Origin of the sequence: Nocardia sp. CS682, from assembly GCF_004634405.1 — a bacterium.
Classification (GTDB): domain Bacteria; phylum Actinomycetota; class Actinomycetes; order Mycobacteriales; family Mycobacteriaceae; genus Nocardia; species Nocardia ninae.
In genome coordinates, this window is sequence record NZ_CP029710.1 from 6,442,130 (window position 1) to 6,460,204 (window position 18,075).

Annotated in this window: 11 protein-coding genes; 2 read left to right on the plus strand and 9 right to left on the minus strand. The window is 66.9% G+C overall.

Annotation, left to right across the window (positions count from 1 at the left end; genetic code table 11):
* Positions 1-52 precede the first annotated feature (52 nt).
* The 5 genes from DMB37_RS28895 to DMB37_RS28915 are packed head-to-tail and all read right to left on the minus strand — an operon-like array spanning position 53 to position 11,105.
* Positions 53-5,701, minus strand: a complete 5,649-nt coding sequence (locus tag DMB37_RS28895) for an SDR family oxidoreductase (RefSeq protein WP_135235368.1) — start codon at positions 5,699-5,701, stop codon at positions 53-55.
* Positions 5,698-7,173, minus strand: a complete 1,476-nt coding sequence (locus DMB37_RS28900) for an acyltransferase domain-containing protein (RefSeq protein ID WP_135235369.1) — start codon at positions 7,171-7,173, stop codon at positions 5,698-5,700. Before DMB37_RS28900 ends, DMB37_RS28895 begins: the two co-directional genes overlap by 4 nt.
* A complete protein-coding gene (locus DMB37_RS28905; RefSeq protein ID WP_167768969.1) occupies positions 7,170-9,029 on the minus strand; it encodes an acyl-CoA dehydrogenase in 1,860 nt (619 codons plus the stop codon). The genes DMB37_RS28900 and DMB37_RS28905 overlap by 4 nt, the downstream gene beginning before the upstream one ends.
* A gap of 13 nt (positions 9,030-9,042) precedes the next feature.
* Complete coding sequence (locus DMB37_RS28910; protein ID WP_135235371.1) at positions 9,043-10,026, minus strand: ACP S-malonyltransferase; 984 nt, start codon at positions 10,024-10,026, stop codon at positions 9,043-9,045.
* The gene (locus DMB37_RS28915) at positions 10,023-11,105 is read right to left on the minus strand and encodes a 3-oxoacyl-ACP synthase III family protein (protein ID WP_135235372.1); all 1,083 of its coding nucleotides are present in this window, start codon (positions 11,103-11,105) and stop codon (positions 10,023-10,025) included. Before DMB37_RS28915 ends, DMB37_RS28910 begins: the two co-directional genes overlap by 4 nt.
* 383 nt (positions 11,106-11,488) lie before the next feature.
* Here DMB37_RS28915 and DMB37_RS28920 point away from each other — a divergent pair, with 383 nt between their 5' ends.
* Positions 11,489-12,643 (plus strand): LLM class flavin-dependent oxidoreductase, encoded by a 1,155-nt coding sequence (locus DMB37_RS28920; protein ID WP_135237882.1) that lies wholly within the window; start codon positions 11,489-11,491, stop codon positions 12,641-12,643.
* Positions 12,644-13,053: 410 nt separating this feature from the next.
* On the opposite strand, the gene DMB37_RS28925 is transcribed toward DMB37_RS28920, so the two are convergent.
* Entirely contained in the window at positions 13,054-13,713 is a 660-nt protein-coding gene (locus DMB37_RS28925; protein WP_135235373.1) for a hypothetical protein, read from the minus strand.
* 142 nt (positions 13,714-13,855) lie between these two features.
* The gene (locus tag DMB37_RS28930; RefSeq protein WP_135235374.1) at positions 13,856-14,554 is read right to left on the minus strand and encodes a LuxR C-terminal-related transcriptional regulator; all 699 of its coding nucleotides are present in this window, start codon (positions 14,552-14,554) and stop codon (positions 13,856-13,858) included.
* A gap of 170 nt (positions 14,555-14,724) precedes the next feature.
* Between DMB37_RS28930 and DMB37_RS28935 the strand changes: the two genes are divergently transcribed.
* A complete protein-coding gene (locus DMB37_RS28935) occupies positions 14,725-15,486 on the plus strand; it encodes an alpha/beta fold hydrolase (protein ID WP_135235375.1) in 762 nt (253 codons plus the stop codon).
* On the opposite strand, the gene DMB37_RS28940 is transcribed toward DMB37_RS28935, so the two are convergent.
* The gene (locus DMB37_RS28940; RefSeq protein ID WP_135235376.1) at positions 15,483-15,977 is read right to left on the minus strand and encodes a VOC family protein; all 495 of its coding nucleotides are present in this window, start codon (positions 15,975-15,977) and stop codon (positions 15,483-15,485) included. The genes DMB37_RS28935 and DMB37_RS28940 overlap by 4 nt on opposite strands.
* Positions 15,964-17,991, minus strand: a complete 2,028-nt coding sequence (locus tag DMB37_RS28945) for an ATP-binding protein (protein WP_135235377.1) — start codon at positions 17,989-17,991, stop codon at positions 15,964-15,966. The genes DMB37_RS28940 and DMB37_RS28945 overlap by 14 nt, the downstream gene beginning before the upstream one ends.
* Between the last annotated feature and the right edge of the window lie 84 nt (positions 17,992-18,075).

Below are 18,075 nucleotides of genomic sequence, written 5' to 3' on the forward strand. Positions count from 1 at the left end.
AGGGCGCCGATAACGATCTGTGCGGCCCGAGGGGTATGCGATCACGGCGTGGTTACGGCTCTGACGGGTGACCGACGCGGCTCGACGAAGCTGGGTCGAGCCGGACGGTCCCCATGTGATGCATTGTCAGGTCGGCCATTTCGGCGAGGATCGACCCATCCGGTGCTATCGCGCGCAGCGCGGCCGCTCCGTTCACATCGCCGAACAGCTGAATGCCCGTGCCGTATCGGTTGTTGAGGCCGACATCGTTGACCCGGCACTGCGACAGGTCGATGCGACCGATCCCGCGAGGCACCAGGATCGGCTGAGCACCATTGGTGCCTGCGGCGAGTGCGAACGTGCGCAACATCGCGTCCAGCAGCAGCCATGGGATACGCATGTGCTCGAGAAAACCGGGCCGATCCGGCGGTAGCGACCAGGCGGCCGTCGACCGCTGATTTGATACCCGGGCCTGAGTGATGTTGTCGAAGAATCCACCGATGTGGACCGGAGAATCGGGCTGACAGTACGGATCGCGCACGGCTCGGCCGAGTAGCTCGGTGGCGTCCCTACGGCGTGGTGCCGGCTCCGACTCACCCACCGACAGCAGGACTTCGGTGCGGAAATAGCGCCGCCGAGGCTCCGGCGCTCCGCCGTTCGTGGCGGCGACCTCGGAGCTCAGTTCGACGAATATTGATGGCGCCGGCTCTTTCCCGGTCTCGCCGACCACGGCCGTGATGTGCAGATCGGTATTTCGGCGGCCGGCGAATGGTTTGATGAAGGCCTCGAATCGGGTATCGCGATAGCCGAGGACAATGACGTCGGGCCGTAACGTCATTGCCGCGCGTGCCGCGATCTCCAGCATGAGGGTGCCCGGCACTGTCGCCTTACGGTCCACGACATGATCGGTCAGATAGCCGTCCCGGACACGGTCGAACCGGTAGTGCCAGCACCCTCTCGTCTCCGTGAGTTCGATCGGCTCGCCGAGGAATTCGTCGCTCGAATCCCGGTCCTCGGCCAGGCTGTGCGGTCGCCCGGCCCTGAGCATGTCGCGTTCGTTGTCGCCGAGAAATACCGCGCAGCCGGTACCCGATCCGAGTTCGTCCAGGAAAAGCTGGGTCCCTTCCTGGGTGGTGATGGCGCTGAGCTGTCCCTGGCGCCGTAGGTATGCGCGGTCCACTTGGTCGGCGCGTAGTCCGGTTTGCCACCAGAGCGGGAAGGCGAGGGTGAACTCGTGGTCGTCGGAGCTGCGCGCGCACGCGGCCAGGAAGTCGTTGGCGGCGCTGTAGTCGGTATCCCCGGGCAGCCCGATCGCGCCCGCCACCGAACCGATGTTGCACCACCGCGCCGGCGGATGCTCGGCGAGCGCCGCTTTCACATTCTGGTATCCGATGACCTTGGTATCCCGGATGTTTCGGAAGCTGCCGAACGACTTGTTGGTCAGCAGTGCCGGTTCGGACAATCCGGCGGCGTGGATCACCAGATCCACCCGACCCTCCTTCGCCAGGACGTGGTCGACCGCGGCGCGCACGGAATCACGGTCCAGTACGTCGCAGTGCCGATAGTGCAGGTGCCGCGCGCCGAGCCTTTCCGCTAGTTCCTGGAAAGCCTGATGGCGGGCAACGCTTTTCAACTGCTGGTCGGCCCGATGCACGAGGGATCGGATCGGCATGTCCGGCTCGGCCTCGCGAAGCTGCCTGATGAGCTCGGCGCGTAGCTCGGCAGGTGCGGCGCCGTCGGCGGCGGGAACGTGCTCGGGTGTGCGGGTCGGATCGGTGCGGGCGAGCAGCCATACCTTCGGCTCGACCTGCTCGCTGAGCGCTCGGAGGATCGCGACCGGCAGCCCACCGGTCCCACCGGTCACCAGCAGCACGGAATCGTCGGTGATGGGTAGCTCCGGACCTGCGGCCGAAACCGGCTCAGGGATGAGGACTTCGTGGTGCCTGACACCGTCGAGATGCCAGACCACCGATCCCGGTGCGGCCGCCCGTCGTTCGAGAGCCAGCAACTGCATGGCAGCGGCCTGCGGCGCGTCCGTGAGTACCGCGCAGATCGGCGCGCCGGGGCGTTCCCATGCCAGGCTCTTGACCAAGCCGGTGAACAACGCTGCGTACGGGTGCGGCAGGCCCGTTGCCGGCTGATCGGGCAGCAACACCGTCAGCGCGCTCTCGTCCGTCCAGCGCGGCCACAATCGCTGAGCCGCAAGGAAAGTAAGATCATGTAGACGTAGCAGTGCGGTGTGGTCCGGGGTCGGACGCGGTTCGACGGCCGCGCCGCAATCGCAGATCACAGTGAGTACCGGATTCGCCCGATCGATCATGGTCTGCACCCGGTCGTCGGCCGGATCGTCGACGTCGGCAGCCAGAATCGTCGCCTCCACCCCGGCCAACTCGTCGCGCACCAGTCGCGCCGACTCGGCGGAGTCCACAAGGACCAGACTCCCGGCAGGGATCGTGCTGTGTAGTGCTACCGGCCCGTCGAGTGGCGCCGCGGCCAATGTGGGCACATATCGGCGGGTGAGGCGCCCCGCCCGGCGGGTAACCGGCCCGGAGGAGCCGGTCGCGACATGGACCCGGTCTCCGTTCGGCAGGAACATTTCCGCGGTTCCGGCCGACCCTTCGACGGCACGGAGCAGTTCGACCGCTCCCGCGGCCCCGAGATAGTCCCGGTGCTCCGGCCGATCATCCTGTGCGCCACCGTGTTCGCGGGCAGCCGGGGAGCTGCCCGGCTCGGCGCGATCGAAACGCACCAATGCCGCGATCGGCCAGCCGCGCCGTCTGGCCTCCTCGGCGGTGGCCAGCGCAATCAGGAAAGCACCCTCGGACAATTGCTCCGGCGGCCTGCCGAGGATGTCGGCGAGCTGATTACCCGAGTTACCGTTGAGCGCCAGTAATAGAGCCAGCTTCAGATCCCCGGTCTGCAGATACCGCCGGGCCGTGCTCAGCGCCGCCATCGCGGAGTCTTCGCCCGCGTCCACGGCCACGCTCATGCCGCGCAGGTTGTGCCTGCTGGTGATGCGGGAGGCGATGACATTGGTCATCACGCCCGCGTAGGTGTCCTCGTTGCACGGGGGTACCCGCTCGCGCACCGTGGCCAGGACCGACTCGACCAGTGGGGTGAGCGTCTCGGCCGCATCGGATTCCGCGACCGCGCTCAGCACGTCGTCGGCGTAGGTGCGAGTGAACGCGTCAGCGAGGGCGACCGGGATGCCGGTGTGCGCGGTGATGACTCCGGTCGCATCGCGGACGTCGTCCCACAGCTCTCCGTGGTCGCGAAGGAAGGCGTCCGCGACCTGAATTGCCATCAGATGACAGCGATCTATCGTCGCGATCGTCTTCGGCGTCAGCCGTATCTCGGCCGGAGTGGGTGCCGGGTAGGGGACGCTGAAGCAACGTTGCGGGGCCGCCGCGTCGCCGCGAAGCCAGTCGCGGATCCGCGCACGGTCGGGGTTGCCCGGCAGGTGGGCGCTCCAGGCGACCACCGCCAGTTCACCGGTACGCGCCGGGCGGGCGGATCGAACCGTACCGCTGCTAGGGCGATCGGTGAGCAGGAGGTGACCGTTGGTGCCGCCGAAGCCGAATGCCGAGATGCCCACCGTCCGAGGCCGCCGCGCGTCGGCCCGGAACTCGCTGTCCTCGGCCGATATACGAGTGCGGTCCTGCTGCACATCGGCAGGTGCGGAAGTGAAGCCGAACTGTCCGGGAATATGCCCTTCGCGGAGTGCCTCGGTGGCATGGATCAGCGACACCGCGCCTGCGGCCCAGCCGGTGTGGCCGACCACCGCCTTGTTGGAGCTACACGGGTATCCGTCCGGGGGAGCCAGGTCGGCCAGCGTCCGCAGTTCCGCGCGGTCCCCGGCGGTGGTGCCGGTGGCGTGCGCGACGATCCAGTCGACATCCTCGGGCGCTGTGTCGTTGATCTCGCGGGCACGTTGGATCGCCAGTCGTTGTCCCGCTGGGTTCGGCGCCGCGATCGCCTTCCCTCGACCGTCGGCGGCGGCGCCGAATCCGGTCAGCACGCCGAGGATTTCGTCACCATCGGCGCGGGCGCGCGCAAGCAGCTTGAGTGTCACGACGGCGGCCCCATCACTGAACAACGTGCCGTCGGCCGTCGCGTCGAAGGCACGGACCGCACCCCGGCGCGACAGACCACCGAGCTTGGCGAACATCACCGCCACCGTCGGATTCAACACCTCGAACCCGCCGCAGTAGGCGACGTCGCAGTCGCCGGCCAGCAACGCCTTGACCCCGAAGTCGATGGCGTACAGCGAGGACGCGCACGCGGTGTCGATCACCATGGCCTCGGTGACCGAGTCGACGAGTCCGGCGATGGCGTCGCGCACCACCATCGTGGGAAGGACAGGCTGGCCCGCGCGTGCCCGCGGGTAGCGCCGACTGAGCAGTTCGCGCAGTGGAGTCTGCTCGCCTGCGGCCTCGGCCAGTACCTCGGTCACCAGATACTCGGCCAGGGTATGGCTGCCGCCCGGCCAGGCACCGATGTAGACCGCGCAACGGTCCGTCTCGGCAAGGTGCACACCATCTTTGGCCTGCAGCAAGCTGTGCCGAAGCCAGCGGGTGGCTTCGTCGAGGATCGGGCCATCGTTCGCTTCTTCGGCCGCCAGGGCAGCATGGGGATGGAAGTCGTGCAGATGGCCACCGACCCGGCAGTAGGTACGGTCGACGGCGGCGGGGTCGGACGCGTGGAAGTTCTCGATGGCGAACCGGTCGCCGGGCTCATTGAAGACCGATACCGGCTGCGCCAGCAGGTGCCAGAATTCCTGTGGGCTGCTGGCACCCGCGATGCCGAGGCCGGTACCGACCACAGCGACGAGCTGATCATCGGAGCTGGGCGGTTCCGGCGGCGGATCATCGGTCGGCAGTGCCGAGACCGCCACGTCTACCGGTGGATCAGCACGCCGCGCCGCCGCGGCGGACTGCGCTGGTACGGCGGGTGGCGACAAGCTCGCTGAGCCGAGCGAGAGCCCGCCATCGGCGAGAATCACCTGTCCGGTGATGAATGCCGCGCGATCCGACGCCAGAAACAACACGATTTCGGTGAGGTCGGTTTCGGTGGCCAGCCGGCGCAGCGGGGTCGCCGCCAGCACCGTCCGCTGGAATTCGGCGCTGTCGGGGAAGAGATCACCGGTGGCGTTATCGATCAAGCCGGCCGACGCGGTGTTCACCCGGATCCCGTCAGGGGCGAATTCCACTGCCAAATAGCGGGTGAGCGCTTCGACGGCCGCCTTACTCACCCCGACCGTCGCGTAGTTCCCGATGACCAGGCCCGCACCGATGGACGACAGATTGACTATCGAGCCGCCGCGTCCGGCCATCAGGGCAGCCGCGGCCTGCGCACAACGCCTGCTGCCGTCGAGATTGACCGCGAAGGCCTTCGTCCAGTCGTTGTCGCGCAGCGTGCCCAGCGGTGCGAGCGTCCCACGGGCGGCGTTGTTGATCAGAATGTCCAGTCCGCCATGGTGATCGGCGATCTTCCCGAACATCGCGCGGACGGACTCGGCGTCGGCCACCGAGCCGTGCAGCAGCTCAGCGCTGCCGCCTGCGTCGAGTATGTCGGCCAGGGTCGATCGGGCATCGTCCGCGGAATGGAAGTAGTTGACCAGGACATGCGCGCCCTGTCCGGCCAGCCGCCGCGAGATGCGCCGCCCCACCCCCTTGCCGCCACCGGTGACCACCGCGATCTTTCCGGTGAACTCGCCGTTCATCGCGGCACACCTTCGCTGTGCGCGACAGCCGCGCCATCCTGGTGGGCGAGCCTGCGCAGTAGCTCGGCCACCTCGGCCAGGGTCGAGTAGGAGGTCACTCGAATCTCGGTGGACGGTTCGGGCAACCCGAACCGTTGCCGCACCAATCGGAACGCTTCGATCTGCTTGATCGAGTCGATGCCCAGGTCGGCCTCCAGGTCGACATCCGCGTCCAACAGCTCGGCGGGATAGCCGAGAGTGTCTGCATATATCTCGCGGATTTGCGCGACGAGGTCGGCCGCCTCGGGCAGTCCGGTGGTCTGGGCCGCGGCAGGGCTGGGCTCCGGTGTGACGCTGTGTTCCGGCGCGGGAGATGGTTCCGGCGCACTACTTTTCGGTTCTGCGCTGCGTTCCGGCACCGCTACCGGCACCGGTACGAACGATGCCGCCAGCTTGCCGTTCGATGTCTGGCCGTCGGTGTCGGCGCGCTTCGGCGCCGCGTCGGCGACATCCGAATCGGGCGGCCCCGGCTCCGGCGATTCGACCGCCTGCCGAAACTCCGCCGCTGAACAGCGCCGCCGCAGCGGCGTGACCGTGCGGGCGGCTGCGGGCAGGCAGGCGGGCACCAACCTGGTCAGCGTGTTCCGGCCGCCCGATTCGAGGAAGCAGCGCACGCCGTCGCGGTACAGCCGCAGCAGCGCGTCGTAGAACAGCACCGGCCGGGTCAGATGACCGCCGACCCAGGATCGAATGTCATCGGCGGAACCGACGTATCGCCCCAGAACCGGTGAGTAGACCGGGATTCTCGGCTCCGTGACCGGGATGTCGGCGAAGGCCCTGCTCAGGTCGTCGGCGGCATCGAGGAGCAGTCTGTTGTGGAAGGGCTGGATGGCGCGAAGCCGAGTCGCTCGGATACCCACGGCGGCGGCGACGCGCTCGACATCGGTAAGGCCGTCGTCCGGCCCGGAGATGACGCATTGTTCCGGTCCGTTGTCCACCGCTACGGCAACGCGTGGTTCGGCGACGAAATCCACCAGGTGCGCCGCGCGGTGACTACCGACGGACAGTGCCAGCATGCCGCCGGACGGGATCGAATTGCTCTGCAACGCCGTCGTTCTGCTGAAGACCAGCCGGGCGGCGTCCGGCACGGTGAGCGCACCGGCAGCCGTGAACGCCGACACTTCACCGAGACTGTGCCCGAGCACGACATCCGCATGCCGGCCGATGGCCACCAGGATCTGAAAGGTGACGATATTGCTCGCGAACAGCGCCGCATCGAGGTCGGCCGACTGATCCGCTACCAGGTCGTCCAACGATGGTGCGCCGGGGTCGACGAGCAGTCGCGAAACGGGGGCGTGTCCCAGCTCCACGCATACCTCATCGATCTGGTCCAATACGGCTCGGGCAGCAGGGAATTCGTTGATAAGCCGGTGCAATGCCCCCGGTATATACGAGCCTTGCCCAGGGAACATGAAGGCGGTTCGAACTGTCATCGGAGACTTCCTGAAGTGGGTTCGGTCGGGTTGTTGCGGCGGTGCGGGAAGATCGCGTCAGAGTTGGGGAGGTCGAAGGCGGCTGCGAGGTCGGCGATATCCGGCACCAGTTCGTCGCAGAGGGCACGGCGGTGCTGCCAGACATGGTCGAGCAATGGCGACGGGACGAGACGCTGCTCGACCAGCAGCCCGGCGTTCTGCTGAATCCAGGTCAGCGCGTACAGGCGCAGCAGCCGACGAACGGGCGAGGGTGCGCCGTCGTATGCGGTGCGCAGCAGCTCGAGGACAATCCGGTCGGCTCGGGCGGTTGCGGCCGCCTGTGCCAGAGCGAGATTGTCGTTCCAGGCGGTGAATTGGTCCGACCCGGCGCTCCGCGACTGTGCGAGGCGGGCGGTGAGGCAACGATGGAAATGACGTTCGGCATTGCGCGCCAACGACACCCAGCTCTCCGGTGCACTCAGGTTCGCCGCCTCGATCGAGCGCGGGTGCCGGCCGGGTGGCTGATATCGGTCGGTATCGGTCATCGAGTGCGCGGTGTCCATGAGGATGAGCTCGTTGTCTCCGCCTGCGCAGAAGTACGAGTTCACGAAGCCGTGGAAAGCGTTGAGGCGATTGCCCGTAACGAAACCGGCGGCGCCGCAGTGGGTGCGGCAGCTGGCGATCGCGTCCAAGGCGATACGGGTCGCACAGGCTTTCAACAGCGGGAGCTCACTGTCGACCGTCGACCAGGGTGCCCAGGTCGCGTCGCCGAGCGCCGGTGCCGACGCGGTGGTGCTCTGCAGGATCGTGTGCCTGCTGAGGACCGTGAGTACGTAGGCCGCCGCCAAGGCACCGAGCACCGCTTCCTGCTGGTTGCGGTAGCGAATAAGCCCCTGTTCGGGGGCCAGTCGTCCCATGGTCACGCGATTGGCGGTGTGAGACTGCAGGATCCGTGCCGATGCCTGGGTGACACCGGCGCAGGCGGCGATAACGCCGCGCCACACGTGCGGTGCCCCGATGCTCATCGTGCGTGCGAGACGGCCTGCGGCATCGCCCGTGGTGTCCTTGAACCGGCCTTCGGCGTCGATCGTGGCACCGTCGCTGAGCCAGGCGTGCAAGGGAATTCGCATCCTGTCGAAACGTACGGACGCGAAATCGCAAGGTAGCGCGAAGGAGTCGGGTGCCGGGGTGATCTGCACGCCCGGCAACGTGGCACCGTCGGCGCCACGTAGCTCAACGATGAACACGAACACGCCTTGCTGTGTCCCGTCCACCATCAACTGTGCGTAGACCGCTCCGGTCTTCGGAACGCCCGGATGGCCGGTGCTGTTGGGGAACTTGCTGGCGTCCGCGTCCGGGGTGTGCAGAACGAAGTCGCCGGTCTCCGGATCGAAAACGGCCTGCGTGCGTGGGTGCAGGTGGCTGTTGCTGCGCGAGCTCTCGGTCATCAGGGCGGAGCCGAACGAATCCATCGTCTCCAGGCGCGCCCGCACGGCCGCCAGGCCCGCGCTGGGCCCGGCGGGGATGGAGCGCAGGATCGGCGCGAGCACCAGCGTGTAGTGCACGAGCAGGATATGGAACATATCGGGGTCCGCGACGGCGGCCCGGGACAGGAGCGCGCACAAGGTGTTCGGATCGTCCAGCAGCGCCGTGGCGGGCGGCGCCGCTCGACCGGCGTCCCTCGCTCGGGCGTACACCAGGGTCAGCCGCTCCTGCCGGGTGGTTCCATCGGGCCAAGCGAAGTAGGCATCGGGCAGCGCTGACCGGAGCCGGTCTCGAAGTTTCCGCTGTGCTGTACCGGATCCCGGACCGTCCAGGAACGCCTGGAGTTCGGATCGCAAGGTATCGCCAGGGGTGACATCGTGGTCGATCGTCATGTGCGTACCTTCTTCAGCGGAGTCGAGGGAACACGAGGGGTTGCGACCGCGGGGTGGTCGACCACGACAGGTCACCGGCCAACGGCGCCAGCGTGTTCGCGCCGGGCAGGGTGGCGTGCACGCAGCGGCACAGGCCGTCACCGACACCGAGTTCGACGAACAGTTCCGCGCCCTGCTTGCCGACATGTTCCAGCGCCGCAACCAGATCCAACGGGTTCGTCACGCAATCGACCAGGGCTTCGCGCAGATCGTCGGTATCGGTGTAGGTCCGATGCCCGACCGGAGAATGCACCGATACCCGCAGTGGCCGCTGCGTCACGCGGCTCAGGCTCGCCCGGAAGCGGTCCGCCACGGCGACGAGTCCCGGATGGTGCGAGGCATAGGGAACGGCCAATCGCACCAGGCGTGGGCGGTCGCCGTCCGCCGCGAACAGGGCCTCGATCGCCTCCGTCGGACCGCTGACGATGGTCTGCTCTGGACTGTTCACGCAGGCGACCACCAGGTCCGAGCGGCCGATTCGGTCCAGCAGCTCCCGGGTTTCGTGCTCGGCGGCGAGCACCAGAACCATTGCGCCTTTGCCCTCGAAACCGCGGAAGGCGGCGTTGAGCGCGCACACCGCACGGGTGCCATCCGAAATATCGAAGACTCCGGCGCAGACAAGGGCGGCGATCTCGCCGAAACTCTGCCCGACAATCACGTCGGGCCGGTGGCCGAGCGAGGTCAGTACGCGGTCGAGGACCACCGATATGGCGTATGTCGCCAGTTGCGGTACACCGGGGGCAAGCGGTTGGTCCGGCGCGTCACTGAGCAAGACCGTACGGACGTCGCGCCCGGCAGTACCCGCCGCCTCTTCGATGTCGTAGAGGATGTCGTCGATCGCGGTCCAGGTCGCACCGCCCGCGTGATAGAGCCCGTTCAGCGCACCTCGCGGATCACCGCCCTGCCCGGGGACGAGGAATGCCAGCGACGGCGGTCGAGAATCGGTGCGCCCGTTCATCGTTCGACCTCCTGGCCGCCGTTTCCCCACGTGAGAACGGTGCTACCCCACGTGACACCGGCGCCGAAACCGACGATCAATATCCGGTCGCCGGAATGCAATTGACCTTCGGCGCTGGCCTTGGCCAGTGCGAACGGCACCGAACCGGCACCGATATTTCCCACCATGTCGCCAACGATGACCAGGCGGTCCACGTCGAATCCGGCTTCCGCGCAGGCACTGCGCAACAGCACCGGATTCGGTTGATGGGTGACGATGACGTCGATCTGATCGGCGGTTAATCCGGCTCCTCGCAACGCGGTGGCGGCGGCCTTGGGAAATATCTCGAGGATGAAATCGCGGACCGCTCTACCGTCCATGTGAATGACATGTTGGCCTTGCTCCAGCGTGTCCGCGCTCGCCGGATGCTTGCTGCCGCCGGCCGGGATCAGCACGTCGCCCGCATGGTCGCCATCGGAACCCAGCTCGATCGGGCTGAAACCGGTTCCCGCAGGCACCGGCCCGAGAATCGTGGCTCCGGCGCCGTCGCCGAAGAGCACTGCGGTAGCCCGGTCCTCGGAGTCGAGGAAATGCGAATAGGCTTCGACGCCTACTACCACCGCGCAACGGGCCCCGGTGCCCGCGCACAAGTAATCGACGGCAACCCGAGTGCCGAACAGCCAGCCGGTGCAGGCGGCCGAGACATCGAAGGCGACCGCCTGATGGGCTTGTAGCAGCGCCTGCACGCGGCACGCCGTGGATGGCCCGAGCTCGTCCGGCGTCGAGGTCGTCACGATGATCAGATCCAGATCGCTGGAGTCCAGGCCCGCCACGTGCAGTGCGTTGCGTACCGCCTCGACGGCTAGATCGGATGCGGACTGACCGCTACTGGAAACATGGCGCTGGTATATCCCGGTGCGCTCGACGATCCACTCGGGCGTCACTCCTGTGAGGTCGTCCGCGACTTCCGCATTGGTGCGCACCTGTTGCGGGACAAAGCCGCCCGCACCGAGGACGCCGATAGCGATATTCGCATTGCCGCAATTGTCGGCGCAGTTGTGCGCGCCGTGATCGAGATGTTCGAGACTGCTTTCTGTCATCGATATCACTTACTTCCATTCCGGAAAAACGATCTCTGAAACGTACTACTATCCATGCGCAATAGGTCCCATCGATAATGGGTCACACGCTGTCGTCTGCGTTGGATGCCAAAAGTCGAGGGGCGCGCGCTGCCACGAAATGTTGGCTGTTCGGCTCCGCTTCCGATGGTTTGCGCAGCCCCAAATAGCACACCCCCTCGGGTACACCCACTTCTATCGCATTGTGGTTCCCAACTCTCGTGGCCGGGTCGACCTACCAAATTTGTTGGACGATGCGCCGAGCCGCGGACTTATGTTCGTTGGACCGAATGGCAACGCGGCGCGCCCGGTTGTACGTCACCGGCGCCGGCCATCCGCGCTACCCGACTACCCAGGAGATTCCCATGCGGCAGGCGGACAGATTCCGCACCGGCATACTCGATCTGAGTTTGCAGCCTCGAATCACACCCGACCTCACGTTTCGGACGAACCGGTGGCTCGCCGCCGCGGGGCAGGCAGACTCGCTCTTCGTGCCGGACCACTTGACGGGGCTGCTGCCCGGCTCGATCTGGCAGCCGCGGCACATGGGGGCCGCACGGCTGATCCCCAGAGCCAACGCGCATTACGACCCGTGGACCGCCCTGGGCTACATCGCGGCGCAGAACAGTCTCAAGCGCCTGCGGCTCGGCATCGGCGTCACCGACGCCGGCCGGCGCAACCCCGCGGTCACCGCGCAGGCAGCCGCCACTTTGCACGTCTTGAGTCGCGGGCGCGCGATTCTCGGTATCGGACCGGGGGAGCGGGAGAACAACGAGCCCTACGGTGTGCCGTGGCACGCGCCGGTGGCGAGATTCGAAGAAGCGCTGGCGACGATTCGACTGCTGTGGGAGTCCGAAGGCCGCCCGGTCAGTCGGGATTCCGAATACTTTCCGCTGCACGATGCGATCTTCGAGATCCCGCCGTACCGCGGCACCAGGCCGGAAATCTGGATCGGGGCGCACGGGCCCCGTATGCTCCGTGCCGCCGGACGCTATGCCGACGCCTGGTTCCCCGCCTATCCGCAACCCGCTCCCGAATACCGCAGTAGCTTGGAGCGCGTGCGGACCGCGGCGTCCGACGCGGGCCGAGATCCGATGGCGATAGTGCCTGCCGCAATGCTTTTCGTGATCACCGGTCTGACGCATGCGCATATCGAGGAAACGGTCGAGTCGGTCGGTGCCCGTGCATTCGGACTGTGCATTTCGGCGGATATGTGGGCGCGACACGGTGTGGAACATCCACTGGGAGCCAAGTTTTCCGGCATCCAGGACCTGTTACCGCAACTGCTGGACGAGGACACGGTGCTGTCGTATGCCGAGAAGGTGCCGGGGTCGTTGGTGCGGGACTACTGCGTCACCGGGACGCCGTCGGAGGTCGAGGAGCGCATCGCCGAGTGGCGGGACAAGGGCCTGCGGTACGCCGTTCTGGTGGACCTCAGTACCTTCCATCCGAATATCGGCAAGGGCCTCGCTGCTTCGGTTCCTTTTTTGCGCATACTCAGACGGCTGCGCAAACTCTGATCGTTTCCGGTACGCCCGGCTTCCAAGGAAATGCATAGTATAGGAGAGGCGACCCATGGATATCGAATCGACTCATCTCACAGATTGTGTCGCGCCGTGCGGTCGGCTGGTTGATGACGATCACGTAGAAGATTCCGATGGATTCGGGATGATCGTGCGGGTCGACCGCTACGAATGCGGGTGCCAGCATGTCCGGCGGGATTATCACGACGGAAGTATCGGCGAGCGCACAACTCGACACGACGGCAAGGAACTGCCCTGTGCCAATAGGCCGGAGCAAGGATCGTAGGTCGGGGTTCACCGCAACCCGATGCGCAGCCTCTAAAACTGGGTCCGAATGGCCGGGGTATCTATCCGGTCTGAGCACCGGTAGCCGCCCCGGGCCGGCGGCCCAGGGCGGTGCACGGCAGCTAGGCGTCCTCGGCGAGAATCGGCTGAGCCGTTCGGGGCTCGTCGAGGGCTTCGTGCAGGTTCTTGATGACGCCGCGGGCCAGCGCGTTGTTACCGACGCCGCCGACCACGGCGCCGATGCCCGCGGGGATCACCTTGCCGAACGCGAGCGCGCCGCGTTTGACGATGAATTGGACGAGGAACCGCTTGATCGGCGAGTCGTCCATCCGCCGGATGATCGGTAGTTTGTTGGCCAGCTTGGTATCCCACTGTTTGGCCGACCGGCCCGCCGCGCCGAGCCCCTCGGTCCCCGCTTGGCCGAGCACGACCGCCGAGACGAGCGGCGGCCGCAGAGCCGCGGCCTTGCTGCCCGAAACTTCGGTAGCACCAACGGCATACACCGTCGAGGCCTCGATGAAGAACACCGTGTCCGCACCGGCCGCGGCCAACCCCACCAGGGTGCCGACGCCCGGCACCGCCGCGCTGAGGCCGACGACCACGCCGCTGGCGGTTACCGCGATCAAGTAGTGCCGTCCGAGCCGGTCGACGATCTGCTCGGGGGATTCGCTCGGATGCCTGCCTCGGACGAAGCCGGTGTACTTGCGCACCAGCGGTGCCTGCGCCCGCGCCGACTTGTCGATCAACGAGACGACACCCTGATCAAGGAACTTCCGCAGCATTGCTCACAGCCCTTCCAGCCGGCTACTTCCATCGCGACATCTGTCGACCACCCAGTGGACCCGCCCGAGCCTACGGTCGTCACGCTTCGATACAGGTAATCCCCATCACTTCAGTTCTAAACATGACGGCGCTCCAGAAGGCTCAAATCACACCGTGGCGTACCGCGTGGGCGACCAACTGGGCCCGGCTGCGCAGGTTCATCCGCCTGGTCACGCCGTAGATCACCGTTTTCACGGTGCGTTCCGAGTAATTGATCCGCCTGGCTATCTCGGCGGCGGTGAAACCGTCGGCGAGCAGTCGGATCACCTCGATCTCGCGCGCGGTCATGCTCGCGGCGGTCAGTGCGTTGGGGGTGAGCACCTCCCGATGCAGTCGCTCCAGTTGGCGCAGCAGTTCGCCGAGGAGATCCGGTGCGATGAGCCCGGCACCGGCCGCGGCGGCAGCGACGGTCGCGATCACTCGGTCCGGGGTGGCGCCCGCGCGGGGGAGTATCGCGACGACGCGGCACTCGGCGACCATCAGCAGGTACGCCGGGTCGACGTCGGAAACTACCAGGACCACCGGGCAATTCACCTGTTCCGCCGAATCACGCAACAACGCAAGCGTTTCCGCGGTGACTCGGTCTGCGGCGACCACCCGTACGGCCGCGCGTGCCGTCTCGTCACCCGAAACGACCTGGACTTCGGACCGACCGCGCAGCGACGCGAGCACGCCCATGCGGGTGATCGGATCCGTGGCGTGTACAGCGACGCGGACGCGCCCGGGTACCGCCGCCGAGGGTCGCGGGTCCCGGTCGGCGCTGAGTTGCGCGGTGATGTCGACATGCTCGCTGTGTCCCATTCGAAAACCATGCGGCCGACCGGTACTCAGCCGACAGGTCATCCGGTGCTCAATACCTGCCACCTCGGAAATTGAGCAGGTTCTGGTCTGGCACCTGAGCTGGCTCGGCGCCGAAGGTAGGCAGCGGCCCGTCCGCCAGGGCAGGTGTAGTTGACCAGAGAGGATCGCTGATGACTGTCGTCTTCGTTCATGGTGCGCCGGAGACCGCCGACGTCTGGGATGGCGTGCGGGCACACCTCGGCACTGACAGTGTGGCTTTGGCGCTGCCTGGATTCGGTCGGGGCAGACCGGATTCGTTCGTTGCCACCAAGGATGGTTACGCGGCGTGGCTGGAGGGGGAGCTCCGGCGCATTCCCGGCCCGATCGATCTGGTCGGCCACGACGTGGGCGCTCTGCTCGTCTATCGGGTTGCCACCAATTCCGATGTCGCGCTGCGTAGTTGGGTGGCCGACGGGGCGAGTGCCCTGCATCCGGACTACGGGTGGCACGAGCTCGCCAAGGCCTGGCAGACCGTCGGTGCCGGTGAGGAATTCGTCCGGCAGGCCGTCGTCGCCGACCTCGATGCTCCGGAAGGTGTTGCGACAGCGCTGCGTTCGCTCGGCGCGCCCGACGCGCAGGCGCGGCGGATGCATCAACAGTTCGACGCGCGAATGGGCCGGGCGGTTCTGGACTTCTACCGTTCCGCGGTCAACCCGTACCGCGATTGGGGGCACCAGCTGAAGCGAACGTGCGCACCGGGACTCGTCATCAATCCGGTGCACGACCGGTTCGACGATTACCTGCTCGCCGCCGAAGTCGCTCGCCAGCTCGGTGCGACGTTCTACATCATGCCGGACGCCGGACACTGGTGGATGCTCGAGCAACCGGCGGCGGCCGCGACGGCGTTGCACGACTTCTGGGAGTCTTTGTTTCCGGGGCAGCGGAATCCCTAGGGGGACCTGCCCGTCCGTACCCATTCCTCGATGGCGGGCCTGATCTGCGCGGACAGATAGCCGATCCGGCCGCCGGTGCGGTCGGGTCGGGTGAAAATGGCGGTCGGGGCCGCATCGGGGGCGGGCCGCCAGATCACGTCGGGCGGCGCGCCCCGGCTCGCCAATCGGGCGAGGCGGCGCTCCGTATCTTGTTCCCAGCAGCCGTAATACAGAACTTTCTTGGTTGCTGGGCTGGCGAAGATGCTGTCGCCGGTGGCCTGGATCAGCTCGTAATAGGGCGGTTCGGTGCGCGACATCGCGGTGGTCAATTCGAACGACCGCATCGCACGGTCGCCGACTTCCATCAGTGGAATGCGTTGGGTAGCAGGGTCGGTGAACCCGATACCGAGTTCGTCGGCGAAACGCGCGATGGCGGCGTCGAGGTCGGCGACGACGATGCCGACGCGGAAGAACACCAGCGGAACCGGCAGGCCGACGTCAGACAAGGTCACCGTTCAATTCGTGTCGCCAGAGCAGCTCGCTCATCCGCTCCACCGCGGTGGTGAGATGACGGCGGTAGGTGCTGAAGGGCAGCCCGAGCAGCTCGGCCGCCACCTCCTGAGTGGGCGCCCCGCGGAAGTGCGCGATCGTCACCGCGCGATGCAGCTTCTCGCCGCCGCGCTGCCCGAGCAGTCCCTGCGCGGCGTCGGCGAGAATCTCGCTCAATGTCTTGCCGCTCTCGACGACGAGCCTGCTGCGGTTGAGCGGATTGTCGGCGAGCGCCGCCGGTTGGCGCAGCGTGCGCAGGGCCTCGCGGATCGCCGCGTCGAACTCCGGTCGCGACAGCACCACCAGTTCGCCGCGGGCGGGTGCGGCCCCGGCCATCGCGGCACCCGACAGCATGGACTCCGACTTCTGCTGTAGCCACGGGCCCGGGGGTTGGGCCCGCCAATCGTGGGCGAACAGGGCGTACCGATGGTCGCCGACGGTGGGCGGCGCGGCGGTGGGCAGCATGTTGATATCGCCGAGGTGGTCGTTCCAGTACCCGTCGTCGCGCATCACGACGAACGACCAAGCCAGCCGTTCGCCGCGGATCATTTCCCCGGTCGCGCGCCACTGGGCGAAAGTGGTTGTCGCGGCTGGCCGCTGATACGCCACACCGTCGATGGTGAAGCGGGCCAACGCCATATATTCACCCGGCCGGAGCGGTCCGTTGGCGCGCGCGTGGTTCCACGCCTCGGCGACGACCGGATCTATCTCCAGCCCTTCGGGTTCGGCGAGTTCGAGCCAGGCCGAGAAGCCGGCGAGTTCCCCGGTGTGGGTGGAGTAGTAGACGCGAAACGCCTGGGGTTGGTGGTCGAGCCAGAAGGCCGCTATCGATACGGACTCCGGCCCTTCGTGCTGCTCGACCAGAGCCAGCACCCGGCCCCGCTCGCTCGGCTGATAAGGATGGTCTTGCACGAGTCCGGTCTCGCGCCAGATATTGAACTCCGACATCTGCCGATCGGTGCGGTAGATGAAAATGAGCGCGCCGGTGGACTGGACCAACTGGGCGTGCGGCGCCGAACGCAGCTGTGCCAGATGCAGTTCCCGCATCCGGTGATGCATCTCGGCGAAACCCTCGGGGTCACGCCATTTGAGGTCTGCCTCCAGCGCCTCCCGCACCACGTCGTGCGGGAACAGCCCCGTAGCCGTCGACTCGATGAACGGTTGCACCCGCAACCACGCGAACAACTCGGCGGCCGCGTCGCCGAATACCGCCCGCAGCAACGATTCCGAGGTGACGTAGGCGTGTGCACACATCTCCAGTGCCTTGCGGTGCTCGGCACTGGGTGTGTCGCCGACCAGTTGGTACAGCAGCGTAGCGATGGTGTCCTGGCTCGGTTTCCAATCTGCCGCCACCGCACGGTCTTTCACGGCCACCGCTGCGGCGAGCGCGAGCGCGAGCGGGTTGCCGCCGGTGAAGCCGAGCAGGGCTTGTTGCGCGCTCGCGGGCACCTGGCGCACGTGCAGGAATTCGGCGGCTTCGTTGGGGGTGAGGTTGCGCAAGGCGGTGACCTGGAGCAGATCGGCCCACCCGGGGTCGGCGGCCCACAGCGGGTCCGGAGCGGCCCGTCCGGCGATCACCACGATCGTACCGACCGGCAACTGCGGGAGAAACCGTTCCCACAGCCAGCCTTCGAGGCCCTGGCACATTTCGAAGGTATCGACGAGCAGCACCGTGCCTGCCTGCTCGACCGCGATCCCCGCCGCCGCCGTGAAGCCTTCCGGTGTGCGCGTGACGGTGCGACCGTCTACTTCGACCACCGAGCGGCCCGCCCGGCGGGCTTCGCTCGCGAACCTCCTGAGCAGAGCCGACTTGCCGATGCCGCCGGGTCCGTGCAGGTAGTGGACCGGCCGGGCGCCCGCGGTACCGGCCAGCGCCGCCCTGAACAGCTCGAGTTCGGGATCGCGCCCTACGAACGCCCGATCACGCCCGGCGGCCAAGCTCTGGGCCAGTAGCGCTCGGCCCTCGGTCGCACTCATAACTCTCCTTCCGGCGCGGCGGCCGTTGTGGTGACAACGCTATCGACAGTGTCCCGGATTTGCATCGTGGACGATGTAATGGGG